This is a genomic window from Salmonella sp. 2020_1395 (assembly GCF_043848115.1).
Classification (GTDB): Bacteria; Pseudomonadota; Gammaproteobacteria; order Enterobacterales; family Enterobacteriaceae; genus Salmonella; species Salmonella enterica.
This window is the reverse complement of the sequence record NZ_JBCMFH010000013.1, coordinates 112,202-126,243: the sequence shown is the minus strand read 5'-3', so window position 1 is coordinate 126,243 and position 14,042 is coordinate 112,202. Positions and strand designations below refer to the sequence as shown.

Genomic DNA, 14,042 nt, shown 5'->3' with positions numbered 1-14,042 from the left:
GAGAGACGATTTTCAGCACTGATTCAGAGTTGAGTACGCAATAATTTGCGCAGCAGCAAGGCGGCAAGCGAAGGAAAGGAAGGAGCATACAGAAGTATGTGACTGACTTTACGAGCGCAGGCAACGCCGCTGATGCGATAAAGAATTGCGTACAGAGCACAAAGAATTTGCCTGGCGGCACTAGCGCGGTGGTCCCACCTGACCCCATGCCGAACTCAGAAGTGAAACGCCGTAGCGCCGATGGTAGTGTGGGGTCTCCCCATGCGAGAGTAGGGAACTGCCAGGCATCAAACAAGTGAAGAAGCCCGTCCGTCTGGACGGGCTTCTTTGCGTGTGTGGTAACTGTAAAAATGTAGGCCTGATAAGCGCAGCGCCATCAGGCAACCGGCACCGCCGGATGGCAGTTTCGCCTTATCCGGCCTGTATGCACTTATCAGGCAGCACCACTACTCACGGATAAATTAAATTCAACAATGGATACGGTTTCCCAAGATCGTCAACCTCCGAACGTCCCGTCACCTTAAATCCCATTTTCTTATAAAATCCAACAGCTTGTGTATTTTGCTCGTTAACATTGGTTGTCAACCCCGGCGCCAGTGTTAACGCATGTTCAACTAATCTCTTACCGATACCCTGACCACGCACGTCCGGATCGACAAACAGCGCATCCATATGTTCACCGGTAAGCAGCATAAATCCTACCGGCTCATCCTGATCGGTCACGGCAACCCATAGTGGCGCTTCTGGCAGAAAATCGCTCACCAGCTCTTCCAGTTCGGCCCGATAAGCGTTTGACAGAAAATCGTGCGTGGCATCGACTGAGCGACGCCAGATCGCAATCAGTTTTTCCCCTTCCTCATGCCTTGAACGACGAATGTTAATCATCATCTTCACTCCTTTTTTGCTTACTTCTATTCTAATGCAAATGCTGTCGTGAAACTTTCTCACCTTGAACTTACAGACTCGACATTCGCCTGATTTCTGAGTATCTTCAGCTATCTGGATGTCTAAACGTTTAAACGTATGTCGTGAGGTTATCAGGTTATGCCGATTCGCGTGCTGGACGAGCTACCCGCCGTCAATTTTTTACGTGAGGAGAATGTCTTCGTCATGACGACTTCTCGCGCATCAGGTCAGGAAATTCGCCCGCTAAAGGTACTTATCCTTAACCTGATGCCGAAGAAGATTGAAACGGAAAATCAGTTTCTGCGCTTGCTATCGAACTCGCCATTGCAGGTCGATATTCAACTACTGCGGATAGATGCCCGCGAGTCGAGGAACACGCCAGCCGAGCATCTGAACAACTTTTACTGTAACTTCGACGATATCTGCGATCAGAACTTTGATGGGCTTATCGTGACCGGAGCGCCGCTGGGTCTGGTGGAATTTAATGACGTGGCTTACTGGCCGCAGATTAGGCAGGTGCTTGAATGGGCGAAAGATCACGTTACTTCGACGCTATTTGTCTGTTGGGCCGTTCAGGCCGCACTCAATATTCTGTATGGTATCCCTAAGCAGACCCGTACAGATAAACTTTCCGGCGTCTATGAACATCACATCCTTCATCCACATGCTCTGTTGACGCGTGGTTTTGATGATTCGTTTCTTGCGCCACACTCACGCTATGCCGATTTCCCGGCGGCGCTGATACGGGATTATACGGATCTTGAAATTCTGGCCGAAACAGAAGAAGGGGATGCGTACCTGTTTGCCAGCAAAGATAAACGTATTGCGTTTGTCACCGGTCATCCTGAATATGACGCTCATACGTTAGCGGGGGAATATTTTCGTGACGTTGAGGCCGGGTTAAATCCGGAGGTTCCGTACAACTATTTCCCAAAAAACGATCCGCAAAACATACCGCGCGCAACCTGGCGCAGCCACGGTAATTTACTGTTTACTAACTGGCTCAACTATTATGTCTACCAGATTACGCCATATGATCTGCGTCACATGAATCCAACCCTGGATTAATCTTCTGCTTCTGACGATCCTAAAGCGTTTCAGCATGTTGAATCAGGCACCTTCGGGTGCCTTTTTTATTTCCGAAACGCACCTCATCATGTAATTAAATTTAATTTATATTGTTATCAATAGGTTAATGCATAATTAAATTAAAAATGGAAATTGTTTTTGATTTTGAAATTTAATTGAGTAGTCTTAGTTGTGTTGAACGAAAAGCGCACAGTGATCCTTCGTTCGCATTGGGGATGTATCTGGATCAACAACGAGGAGCTGCATGATGAATCCACAGGCAACCACAACTGATGAATTAACCTTTACCAGGCCGCAAGGCGAGCTGGAAAAGCAAGTCCTGACCGCTGAAGCAGTCGAGTTTTTGACGGAGTTAGTCACCCGTTTTACGCCAAAACGCAATAAACTCCTGGCTGCACGTATCCAGCAACAGCAGGATATTGATAACGGTAAGTTGCCTGATTTTATTTCGGAAACCACTTCCATTAGAGAAAGTAATTGGCAGATTCGTGGTATTCCGGCGGATTTACAGGATCGCCGAGTAGAAATTACCGGGCCGGTTGAACGTAAAATGGTGATTAATGCCCTGAACGCAAACGTGAAAGTGTTTATGGCGGATTTTGAAGACTCGCTGGCGCCGGACTGGAATAAAGTTATTGATGGTCAAATCAACCTGCGTGATGCGGTGAACGGCACCATTAGCTATACCAACGAAGCCGGAAAAATCTATCAGCTCAAGCCCGATCCGGCCGTATTGATTTGTCGTGTACGTGGTCTACATCTGCCAGAAAAACATGTTACCTGGCGGGGGGAAGCCATTCCCGGCAGCCTGTTTGATTTTGCTCTGTACTTTTTCCACAACTACAAAGCGCTGCTCGCTAAAGGTAGCGGCCCGTATTTTTACCTGCCGAAAACGCAAGCCTGGCAGGAGGCAGCCTGGTGGAGCGAAGTCTTCAGCTACGCCGAAGACCGCTTTAACCTGCCGCGCGGTACGATCAAAGCGACCCTGTTGATTGAAACGCTGCCTGCTGTTTTCCAGATGGATGAGATTCTTCATGCGTTGCGTGATCATATCGTCGGTCTCAACTGTGGTCGCTGGGATTATATTTTCAGCTATATCAAAACGTTGAAAAATCACCCGGATCGCGTCTTGCCGGACAGGCAGGTGGTAACGATGGACAAACCGTTTCTGAGCGCCTACTCGCGCCTGCTAATCAAAACCTGTCACAAGCGCGGCGCGTTCGCGATGGGCGGTATGGCGGCGTTTATCCCGAGCAAAGACGTTGAACGCAACAATCAGGTCCTTGCCAAAGTGAAAGCGGATAAAGCGCTGGAAGCGAACAACGGCCACGACGGCACGTGGATTGCGCATCCCGGGTTGGCGGATACCGCAATGGCCGTCTTTAACGAGGTACTGGGCGAGCACAAAAATCAGCTGTTCATTACCCGTGATGAAGATGCGCCGATTACCGCTGAACAGTTACTGGAGCCATGTGAAGGCGAACGCACAGAAGCGGGAATGCGCGCCAATATTCGCGTGGCAGTGCAGTACATTGAAGCGTGGATCTCCGGCAATGGCTGTGTACCGATTTACGGTCTGATGGAGGATGCCGCGACGGCGGAAATCTCACGAACCTCTATCTGGCAGTGGATTCACCATGAGAAAACACTGAGCAATGGAAAACCCGTAACGAAAGCGCTTTTCCGCGAAATGTTGGCGGAAGAGATGCGGGTAATCCAGGACGAACTGGGCGAGCACCGCTACAGCAGCGGGCGCTTCGACGATGCCGCACGTCTGATGGAGCAAATCACCACCTCAGATGACTTAATCGACTTCCTCACCCTGCCGGGCTATCGCTTACTGGCTTAATTCACCACATAACAATATGGAGCATCTGCACATGAAAACCCGTACTCAACAAATCGAAGAATTACAGAAAGAGTGGACACAACCGCGCTGGGAAGGCATCACCCGCCCGTACAGCGCGGAGGAGGTGGTGAAATTACGCGGCTCGGTTAACCCGGAGTGCACGCTGGCGCAGCTCGGCGCCGCGAAAATGTGGCGGCTGTTGCACGGTGAAGCGAAAAAAGGCTATATCAACAGCCTTGGCGCGCTGACCGGCGGTCAGGCGTTGCAGCAGGCGAAAGCCGGTATTGAGGCGATTTATCTTTCAGGCTGGCAGGTGGCGGCAGATGCCAACCTGGCATCCAGCATGTATCCGGATCAATCGTTGTACCCGGCAAACTCTGTTCCGGCGGTAGTGGATCGGATCAACAACACTTTCCGTCGTGCGGATCAGATCCAGTGGGCATCCGGTATTGAACCCAACGATCCGCGCTATGTGGATTACTTCCTGCCGATCGTTGCTGATGCGGAAGCCGGTTTTGGCGGCGTTCTGAATGCCTTCGAACTGATGAAATCGATGATTGAAGCCGGTGCAGCGGCCGTTCACTTCGAAGATCAGCTGGCGTCGGTGAAGAAATGCGGCCATATGGGCGGCAAGGTGCTGGTCCCCACGCAGGAGGCGATTCAGAAACTGGTTGCTGCGCGTCTGGCCGCTGATGTGATGGGCGTCCCGACGCTGGTGATTGCGCGTACCGATGCGGATGCGGCAGATCTGATCACCTCCGACTGCGATCCCTATGACAGCGGTTTTATTACCGGCGAACGCACCAGCGAAGGTTTTTACCGCACCCATGCGGGCATTGAGCAGGCGATCAGCCGCGGTCTGGCGTATGCCCCGTATGCCGATCTGGTATGGTGCGAAACTTCTACGCCGGATCTCGAACTGGCGCGTCGTTTTGCCGATGCTATCCACGCGAAGTATCCGGGCAAACTGCTGGCCTATAACTGTTCACCATCCTTCAACTGGCAGAAGAATCTGGACGACAAGACCATTGCCAGCTTCCAGCAGCAGTTGTCGGACATGGGTTACAAATACCAGTTTATTACCCTGGCGGGCATCCACAGCATGTGGTTCAACATGTTCGACCTGGCGCATGCATACGCGCAGGGCGAGGGCATGAAGCACTATGTTGAGAAGGTTCAACAACCCGAGTTCGCCGCGGCGAAAGATGGCTACACCTTTGTTTCCCACCAGCAGGAAGTGGGTACTGGTTACTTCGACAAAGTCACCACCATTATTCAGGGCGGCGCGTCATCCGTTACCGCGTTAACGGGTTCCACCGAAGAAGCGCAGTTTTGATTGATGCCCGGTGGCGCTGCGCTTACCGGGCCTACAGATAGCGTAGGCCGGATAAGCGAACGCGCCATCCGGCATGACGTGGTGCCGGATGAGGGAAAAAAATGCCGCGTGGCCTGGAATTACTGATTGCTCAAACCATCCTGCAAGGCTTTGACGCGCAGTATGGTCGATTTCTGGAAGTGACTTCCGGCGCGCAGCAGCGTTTTGAACAGGCCGACTGGCACGCCGTCCAGCAGGCGATGAAAAGCCGTATCCACCTCTATGATCATCATGTGGGTCTGGTGGTGGAGCAACTGCGCTGTATTACCGATGGCAAAAGTACCGACGCGGATTTCCTTTTACGCGTTAAAGAGCATTACACCCGGCTGTTGCCGGATTACCCGCGCTTCGAGATTGCGGAGAGCTTTTTCAACTCCGTTTATTGCCGGTTATTTGACCACCGCTCGTTAACACCCGAGCGGTTGTTTATTTTCAGTTCGCAACCGGAGCGTCGCTTCCGTACTATCCCGCGCCCGCTGGCCAAAGACTTCTTTCCCGATCACGGTTGGGAGCCGCTGTTGATGCGCATACTCAGTGACTTACCGCTGCGTCTGCCCTGGCAGAATAAAAGCCGGGATATCCGCTATATTATCGCGCACCTGACTGAAACACTGGGCGAGGACGCGCTACCTCGCTGCCATGTCCAGGTGGCGAATGAGTTGTTTTACCGTAATAAAGCGGCCTGGCTGGTAGGTAAATTAACCACACCTGACGGTACGCTGCCGTTTTTATTGCCGATTCATCGTACTGATGAGGGGGAACTGTTTGTCGATACCTGCCTGACCACCACGGCAGAAGCGAGCATTGTGTTTGGTTTTGCCCGCTCTTATTTTATGGTGTATGCGCCGCTGCCTGCCGCGCTGGTTGAGTGGTTGCGTGAAATCCTGCCGGGTAAAACCACTGCCGAACTGTATATGGCTATTGGCTGCCAGAAACATGCGAAAACCGAAAGCTACCGCGAATATTTGTGTTATCTGGCTGAAAGCGATGAGAAATTCATTGAGGCGCCTGGTATCCGCGGCATGGTGATGCTGGTGTTTACCCTGCCAGGTTTCGACCGGGTATTTAAAATCATTAAAGACAAATTCGCCCCGCAGAAAGAGATGTCCGCCGCCCATGTGCGTGCCTGTTATCAACTGGTAAAAGAGCATGATCGCGTCGGTCGTATGGCGGATACCCAGGAGTTTGAGAATTTCGTACTGGATAAACGGCAAATTGATCCGGCGCTGATGGCGCTGTTACGGCAAGAAGCGCCAGAGAAGATTACCGATCTTGGGGAACATATCGTCATTCGCCATCTCTATATTGAACGTCGCATGGTGCCGCTCAATATCTGGCTGGAACAGGTAGAAGGCCAGCAGTTGCGCGATGCGATAGAAGAATATGGTAATGCGATTCGCCAGCTTGCCGCCGCTAATATTTTCCCCGGCGATATGTTGTTTAAAAACTTTGGCGTTACCCGTCATGGTCGCGTGGTGTTCTACGACTACGATGAAATTTGCTACATGACGGAAGTGAATTTCCGCGATATTCCGCCAGCGCGTTATCCGGAAGACGAACTGGCCAGCGAACCCTGGTATAGCGTCTCGCCAGGTGATGTTTTCCCGGAGGAGTTTCGCCACTGGCTGTGTGCCGATCCGCGTATCGGGCCATTGTTTGAAGAGATGCATGCCGACCTGTTTCGCGCCGATTACTGGCGCGCGCTACAGACGCGTATTAAAGAAGGGCATGTAGAAGATGTGTATGCCTATCGACGTCGCCAGCGCTTTAGCGTGCGTTACGGCGCGATCTCAAGTACGGCGAACTCTTCGTAAACCAGTTCCATCTCCGGCGACCAATTACCCTCGCGCTCAAAAAAGGCCCGGTGTGCCGCTTGCCAGTACGCCAGGCTAAGATCGCCTTCGCCTTCCAGTGCGGCGAGATCGGCGCTCATCTCGTTAAAACGGATCAGCCTGAGCGCCAGCGTGCGTATGACGCACACGGCGTCGCCTGTGCCGTTGAGCACAATGTGATATGACCCGGGCGTGACAGGGGGTTGCTCTTTCTGATAGCTAACCAGCGAGCTACAGGTGCCACGCTTTTTACCGGCGACCACTAGCGCCGCCAGCTCGTCGGCCAGCGCCGGCGAATCACCGAAAGACCAACAGAAGGCCTGTGGGTACTTCTCCTGCCAGTATAATTTCAGGCTGCTCATTTCAGCGAGTTCCACCATAGGCCAGCGTCACCTCTTTCGCCGCTTTAATCACCATGGCGCCAAGTTCGGTGACGCGATCGTCGGTAATGCGTGAGCAGGGGCCGGAAATAGAGAGGGCCGCAAACGGTTCGCGGTGTTCGTCATAAATACACGAGGCCACGCAGCGCAGACCGAGCGCATGTTCTTCGTCGTCAAAGGAATAGCCGCGCTTGCGTGTTTGGGCGAGGTCATCTTTCAGATGCAGCGGCGACACCAGCGTCGCATGGGTATAAGCGTGCAACCCCTTGCGGTGCAGCAGACTGGTAACCTGTTCCTCACTGAGCTGTGATAAAAACGCCTTGCCCGCGCCAGAGGCGTGCATGGGCAGCTTGCCGCCAATAGGGGCGGACATGCGCATCAATTGTGTGCACTGCACCTGGTCGATAATAATGGCCTGATGGTCGCTCTGGTCGAGTACGGCAAGGTTTACCGTTTCGCCGGAGTCCTCCATCAGCTTGCGCAAAATCGGATGGACAATCGCCAGCAGATTACGGCTCTGTAAGAAGCTGCTACCGACGATAAACGCGTGTGCGCCTACGGCCCAGTGGCCCAGCTCACCAACCTGGCGGACAAAACCCTGTTGCTGCATGGTGGTGAGTAGACGGTGAGTCGTGGAATTAGGCAAACCCGCCTGTTGCGCCAGTTCGGTCAGCGCGACGCTGCCGTTGGACTCGGCAATCCACTCCAGTAGCTTCAGACCGCGAGTTAAAGACTGAACCTGCCCGGTTACGGGTGCAGTGGTAGCGGCAGGTTTTCTCCCGCGTTTCGCGGGAACAGGGGCAACCATGGCAGACTCCTTTTTCTGTATCGTGGAAATCATTTTCGTTTTATTCAATTATAATGCAAGAGTTCCTGAACTGATCGGATGAGTGACATCACAGGATGCCCGATGGCGCTGCGCTTATCAGGCCTACGCTTTGGGAGCCGCCAAAGTAATTTGTAGGCTGGATAAGGCGCTTGCGCCGCCATCCGGCAAAGCGACAGAAGTGGGTGGCAAGCTGAACATGTCTCATGTTGCCCGTTGTTCTCTTTTCCGCCAGCACGCTTTGTGCCAGTATGGCTCGTTACGTGGAGCGTTGTCGGGAGCGAGTGTGAGCAGCAAAGTTGAACAACTGCGTGCGCAGTTAAATGAACGTATTCTGGTGCTGGACGGCGGTATGGGCACCATGATCCAGAGCTATCGTCTACATGAAGAAGATTTCCGCGGGGAGCGCTTTGCCGACTGGCCCTGCGACCTGAAAGGCAACAATGACCTGCTGGTACTCAGCAAGCCGGAGGTGATCGCCGCTATCCACAACGCCTACTTTGAGGCTGGCGCGGATATCATCGAAACCAACACCTTTAACTCGACAACCATTGCGATGGCGGATTACCGGATGGAATCCCTGTCGGCGGAAATTAACTATGCGGCGGCCAAACTGGCGCGCGCCTGCGCCGATGAATGGACGGCGCGAACACCAGAAAAACCACGCTTTGTTGCGGGCGTGCTTGGTCCAACTAACCGCACGGCCTCCATTTCGCCGGACGTCAACGACCCGGCGTTTCGTAATATCACCTTCGATCAGCTGGTGGCGGCCTACCGTGAATCCACCAAAGCGCTGGTGGAAGGCGGGGCGGACCTGATCCTGATTGAAACCGTCTTCGACACCCTCAACGCCAAAGCGGCGGTGTTTGCGGTGAAAGAAGAGTTTGAAGCGCTGGGCGTTGATCTGCCGATCATGATTTCCGGCACCATTACCGATGCTTCTGGCCGTACGCTCTCCGGCCAAACCACGGAAGCATTCTACAACTCCCTGCGTCACGCCGACGCACTAACTTTCGGCCTCAACTGCGCCCTCGGCCCGGATGAGCTCCGCCAGTACGTGCAGGAGCTGTCACGCATTGCCGAATGCTACGTCACCGCGCACCCGAACGCCGGTCTGCCGAACGCTTTCGGCGAGTACGACCTCGATGCCGACACCATGGCAACGCAAATCCACGAATGGGCCGAAGCGGGCTTCCTCAACGTGGTTGGCGGCTGCTGTGGCACCACGCCGGAGCATATCGCGGCGATGAGTCGAGCGGTGGATGGCTTACCGCCGCGCAAGTTGCCAGAAATCCCGGTCTCCTGCCGTCTGTCCGGCCTTGAACCGCTGAATATCGGCGACGATAGCCTGTTTGTGAACGTCGGTGAACGTACCAACGTCACCGGCTCAGCGAAATTTAAGCGACTGATTAAAGAAGAGAAGTACAGCGAAGCGCTGGACGTCGCCCGCCAGCAGGTGGAAAGCGGCGCGCAGATTATCGATATCAATATGGATGAGGGGATGCTCGACGCTGAAGCGGCGATGGTGCGCTTCCTCAACCTGATTGCCGGCGAGCCGGATATCGCCCGCGTGCCGATTATGATCGACTCCTCGAAATGGGAAGTTATCGAAAAAGGGCTGAAGTGCATTCAGGGTAAAGGCATCGTGAACTCCATCTCGATGAAAGAGGGTGTGGAGACCTTTATCCATCACGCGAAGCTGCTGCGTCGCTACGGCGCCGCGGTGGTGGTGATGGCTTTTGACGAGCAGGGACAGGCCGACACCCGCGAACGCAAAATTGAGATTTGCCGCCGAGCCTACAAAATTCTCACCGAAGAGGTGGGCTTCCCGCCGGAAGACATCATCTTCGACCCGAATATCTTTGCCGTCGCCACCGGTATTGAAGAGCACAACAACTACGCGCAGGACTTTATCGGCGCCTGTGAGGACATCAAACGCGAGCTGCCGCACGCGCTGATTTCCGGCGGCGTGTCTAACGTTTCCTTCTCGTTCCGCGGCAACGACCCGGTACGTGAAGCTATTCACGCGGTATTCCTCTACTACGCCATTCGCAACGGCATGGACATGGGCATCGTCAATGCCGGACAGCTGGCTATCTACGACGACCTTCCCGCCGAACTGCGCGATGCGGTTGAAGATGTCATTCTTAACCGTCGCGATGACGGCACTGAGCGTTTGCTGGATTTGGCGGAGAAATACCGCGGCAGCAAAACCGACGAAGCTGCCAACGCCCAACAAGCGGAATGGCGCTCCTGGGATGTCAAAAAACGCCTTGAATACTCGCTGGTGAAAGGCATTACCGAGTTTATCGAGCAGGATACCGAAGAAGCCCGTCAGCAGGCCGCCCGCCCGATTGAGGTGATCGAAGGGCCGCTGATGGACGGCATGAATGTGGTCGGCGACCTGTTTGGCGAAGGGAAAATGTTCCTGCCGCAGGTGGTGAAATCGGCCCGCGTAATGAAGCAGGCGGTGGCCTACCTCGAACCGTACATTGAGGCCAGCAAAGAGAAAGGTTCCAGCAACGGCAAGATGGTCATCGCCACGGTGAAGGGTGACGTACACGATATCGGTAAAAATATCGTCGGCGTGGTGCTGCAGTGTAATAACTACGAAATCATCGATCTCGGCGTGATGGTGCCAGCGGATAAAATCCTCAAAACGGCGAAAGAGGTGAACGCGGACCTGATTGGCCTCTCCGGCCTGATTACCCCGTCGCTGGATGAAATGGTCAACGTGGCAAAAGAGATGGAGCGTCAGGGCTTCACCATCCCACTGCTCATTGGCGGCGCGACAACGTCGAAAGCGCACACCGCGGTGAAAATTGAGCAGAACTACAGCGGTCCGACGGTCTACGTGCAGAATGCTTCGCGTACCGTGGGCGTGGTGGCGGCGCTACTCTCCGACACCCAGCGCGATGACTTTGTCGCCCGTACCCGCAAAGAGTACGAAACCGTGCGTATTCAGCACGCCCGCAAAAAACCGCGTACGCCGCCGGTCACGCTGGAGGCGGCGCGCGATAATGATCTGGCATTCGATTGGGAACGCTACACCCCGCCGGTAGCCCACCGTTTGGGCGTGCAGGAGGTGGAAGCCAGCATCGAAACTCTGCGCAACTACATCGACTGGACGCCGTTCTTTATGACCTGGTCGCTGGCCGGCAAATACCCGCGCATTCTGGAAGATGAGGTGGTGGGCGTTGAGGCGCAGCGTCTGTTTAAAGACGCCAATGATATGCTGGATAAACTGAGCGCCGAGAAACTGTTGAATCCGCGTGGCGTGGTGGGCCTGTTCCCGGCGAACCGCATTGGCGATGACATCGAAATTTATCGCGACGAAACCCGTACTCATGTTCTGACGGTCAGCCACCACCTGCGCCAGCAGACCGAGAAAGTCGGTTTTGCCAACTACTGTCTGGCGGATTTTGTCGCGCCGAAACTGAGCGGAAAAGCGGATTACATCGGTGCTTTCGCAGTCACCGGCGGTCTTGAAGAAGACGATCTGGCTGATGCTTACGAAGCGCAACACGACGACTATAACAAGATCATGGTGAAAGCGATTGCCGACCGTCTGGCGGAAGCGTTTGCCGAGTATCTGCATGAGCGTGTACGTAAGGTTTACTGGGGATATGCGCCGAACGAGAGCCTGAGTAACGACGAATTAATCCGCGAAAACTACCAGGGGATTCGCCCGGCGCCGGGTTATCCTGCCTGCCCGGAACATACCGAAAAAGGCACTATCTGGCAGCTACTGGATGTCGAAAAACACACCGGGATGAAGCTCACCGAATCTTTCGCCATGTGGCCTGGCGCGTCGGTCTCCGGCTGGTACTTCAGCCATCCTGAGAGCAAATACTTCGCGGTAGCGCAGATCCAACGCGATCAGGTGACAGATTATGCTTTCCGTAAAGGAATGAGCGTTGAGGACGTTGAGCGGTGGCTGGCGCCAAACCTGGGTTATGATGTGGATTAATACCACTGACAGGGCGTTTGCTGCAGAACGCCCTGCGTGTTTATTGGGTGAACACAGAATGTATAAAGGAATTATCAGTACTTATGTGAGAGTCGGTGTTTTACTCAGTGCTATGTTGTTTGATTGTAGTGTAAACGCTAAAAATCTTACGTCTTGTAGATTACCGCCAGCAGATATGTTTGATCCCAGCGCAACAATAGAGAATCTTCATGGCATTGTCAGTCATGTGGATATCGTTGCGAAAAAGGTTGTGCTGCGAATGAGTTCAGAGAGGACTGTAACCTTCACTATTGACGAAAACACACTGTATATTGGCGAATATGGTGGGGATTTTGACATGGAAGATTTGGTTTCGTTCAAAGGCAAAGAAGCATGGGTTTGGTATAAAAACTGTGATATTAAAAATAAGAATGAACCAATAGTACTGATTAATTTTTTATTAGGTGGTGGAGTACATGGGGAGTAAGATGAAAAAACTAAAATTAATGGCTGATTGTTGTTGTTTCCCCTTATGGTCGCATGGCGATAAAAAATGAATATCTACTTTAAATATATTATACTTTTTTGTTTTATTATTCCAGGCACGAATACGTTTGCCGTGGAAGTTCCGTGGATCACGAAAAAAGAGAGACAGGAGGTAACGACGTATTATCTCTACGAGACCTGTTCCGTTATTGGTGAAACTCGAGGTGGGATGATCCCCTATTTTGATTGTGAGAGCTACGTATATGGCGTCCTGGATGCCTACCTTGCCGTTCGTGATACGATTCCGGTGGCTCAGCGGGCTTGCTTCCCCAAAAATCTGGCACCGTGGCAGGTGCTTGAACTTTCCGCAGATTATGATGAAAATGTGATGCAACAAACAATTATTCAGGGTTATCGGCCTGCCTCGGAGGTTTTAATTGAACATTTAAGAGAGAAATATCCGTGTGAGTGAAAATTAAATAGGATTAGCACATGGTGAAATTGGGCCTAATCTAATACGCAGGGATAATGAACATGAAGGTAGACCTGAGAAAACTATCTATTGGCTGGATTGACACCATAGAAACGCGTAATGATAGCTTGATTATGAGCGTAGTTTCATTTGCAGACGAGCTAAAAATAAAATGTGATGGTGTGATTTTCTTGTCAGTACACTATCGTGGTGATGATGAGCCTGGTACTGAATTTGGTACTGTGGTTGAAGTTCGGCATGAATATCGGAGCGTTAGAAGTGAAGATATTCCGTTGCATAATTACTATTATCAATCAAATATACCATTGAATATTGTAAGGCTGGAGGGGGACTTCATAGTTAACCTTGTCTGCAAATCCATCTCTACTATAGGTCAGGAGAATGAATAATGAAAATAAATCTATTTTTAGCCTTTTCACTTATCTCTTTAGCTTCAATCACTTGCGCCGAGAATAAAATAAAGGTCACAGGAATATACTCCGATCTCAAATTTCATGATGGCACTGGCGATGTTGTGGGAACGGAGATTATTATCGGTTACTCCAGTAAAGGATATTGGGTTTCCTTCCAGTACAGTGAAGGTGAGCCCACGTTCCCGGTAATCGTTCTGGCGAGTATCAATAAAGGTAAAATCACCTTTAAAGTGCCTTCTGAGTTCAATGAATTTAATGGTGAGATTTCATCAGACGGTTGGCTTGTTGGTGAGTTTGATGGGAATAAGCAGAAAATCATTTTACAGAGAGGGAAAAGCTATTGGCAGTAATGCCCTTCGTTATTCATGATAAACTCATTGGTCGATCTTTGACGCGCCACCGCGATCGCGACTTTGGTTCGATGTCTCTCCTTTTCTGACAGTA

At 52.3% G+C, this 14,042-nt stretch carries 12 protein-coding genes and 1 rRNA gene; 10 read left to right on the top strand and 3 right to left on the bottom strand.

Going from position 1 to position 14,042, the window contains the following annotated elements; genetic code table 11:
• Positions 1–170: 170 nt before the first annotated feature.
• Positions 171–286 (top strand): 5S ribosomal RNA (gene rrf, locus ACH0WD_RS18980).
• 164 nt (positions 287–450) lie between these two features.
• Here rrf and ACH0WD_RS18975 read toward each other — a convergent pair.
• The gene (locus ACH0WD_RS18975) at positions 451–888 is read right to left on the bottom strand and encodes an acetyltransferase (RefSeq protein WP_000973248.1); all 438 of its coding nucleotides are present in this window, start codon (positions 886–888) and stop codon (positions 451–453) included.
• Between the two features lie 156 nt (positions 889–1,044).
• Between ACH0WD_RS18975 and metA the strand changes: the two genes are divergently transcribed.
• From metA to aceK, 4 genes are all read left to right on the top strand, one after another.
• Positions 1,045–1,974 (top strand): homoserine O-succinyltransferase, encoded by a 930-nt coding sequence (metA, locus tag ACH0WD_RS18970; RefSeq protein ID WP_001122767.1) that lies wholly within the window; start codon positions 1,045–1,047, stop codon positions 1,972–1,974.
• Between the two features lie 268 nt (positions 1,975–2,242).
• Positions 2,243–3,844: a malate synthase A gene (gene aceB, locus ACH0WD_RS18965; protein WP_001069371.1), complete on the top strand. Its 1,602-nt coding sequence runs from the start codon at positions 2,243–2,245 to the stop codon at positions 3,842–3,844.
• Between the two features lie 31 nt (positions 3,845–3,875).
• Positions 3,876–5,180, top strand: coding sequence for an isocitrate lyase (aceA, locus tag ACH0WD_RS18960; protein ID WP_000857881.1), 1,305 nt, complete (start codon positions 3,876–3,878; stop codon positions 5,178–5,180).
• A gap of 101 nt (positions 5,181–5,281) precedes the next feature.
• Complete coding sequence (aceK, locus tag ACH0WD_RS18955; protein WP_001137266.1) at positions 5,282–7,033, top strand: bifunctional isocitrate dehydrogenase kinase/phosphatase; 1,752 nt, start codon at positions 5,282–5,284, stop codon at positions 7,031–7,033.
• Here aceK and ACH0WD_RS18950 read toward each other — a convergent pair.
• Both ACH0WD_RS18950 and iclR read right to left on the bottom strand, forming a co-directional pair.
• Complete coding sequence (locus tag ACH0WD_RS18950) at positions 6,997–7,404, bottom strand: ASCH domain-containing protein (protein WP_010989091.1); 408 nt, start codon at positions 7,402–7,404, stop codon at positions 6,997–6,999. The two genes, aceK and ACH0WD_RS18950, sit on opposite strands and share 37 nt — an antisense overlap.
• A 10-nt stretch (positions 7,405–7,414) precedes the next feature.
• Positions 7,415–8,239, bottom strand: coding sequence for a glyoxylate bypass operon transcriptional repressor IclR (gene iclR / locus ACH0WD_RS18945; protein WP_000226434.1), 825 nt, complete (start codon positions 8,237–8,239; stop codon positions 7,415–7,417).
• Positions 8,240–8,543: 304 nt separating this feature from the next.
• Here iclR and metH point away from each other — a divergent pair, with 304 nt between their 5' ends.
• The 5 genes from metH to ACH0WD_RS18920 all read left to right on the top strand — a co-directional run bounded on the left by metH (position 8,544) and on the right by ACH0WD_RS18920 (position 13,948).
• Entirely contained in the window at positions 8,544–12,227 is a 3,684-nt protein-coding gene (gene metH / locus ACH0WD_RS18940; RefSeq protein ID WP_000095952.1) for a methionine synthase, read from the top strand.
• Positions 12,214–12,693 carry a hypothetical protein gene (locus ACH0WD_RS18935; RefSeq protein WP_000989980.1) on the top strand — a complete coding sequence of 160 codons (480 nt, stop codon included), beginning with the start codon at positions 12,214–12,216 and terminating at the stop codon, positions 12,691–12,693. Before metH ends, ACH0WD_RS18935 begins: the two co-directional genes overlap by 14 nt.
• Positions 12,694–12,759: 66 nt before the next feature.
• Complete coding sequence (locus ACH0WD_RS18930) at positions 12,760–13,164, top strand: Rap1a/Tai family immunity protein (protein WP_001028872.1); 405 nt, start codon at positions 12,760–12,762, stop codon at positions 13,162–13,164.
• Between the two features lie 62 nt (positions 13,165–13,226).
• Positions 13,227–13,574: a hypothetical protein gene (locus tag ACH0WD_RS18925; RefSeq protein WP_000861771.1), complete on the top strand. Its 348-nt coding sequence runs from the start codon at positions 13,227–13,229 to the stop codon at positions 13,572–13,574.
• Positions 13,574–13,948 carry a hypothetical protein gene (locus ACH0WD_RS18920; protein ID WP_000700615.1) on the top strand — a complete coding sequence of 125 codons (375 nt, stop codon included), beginning with the start codon at positions 13,574–13,576 and terminating at the stop codon, positions 13,946–13,948. Before ACH0WD_RS18925 ends, ACH0WD_RS18920 begins: the two co-directional genes overlap by 1 nt.
• The last annotated feature ends 94 nt before the right edge of the window (positions 13,949–14,042 follow it).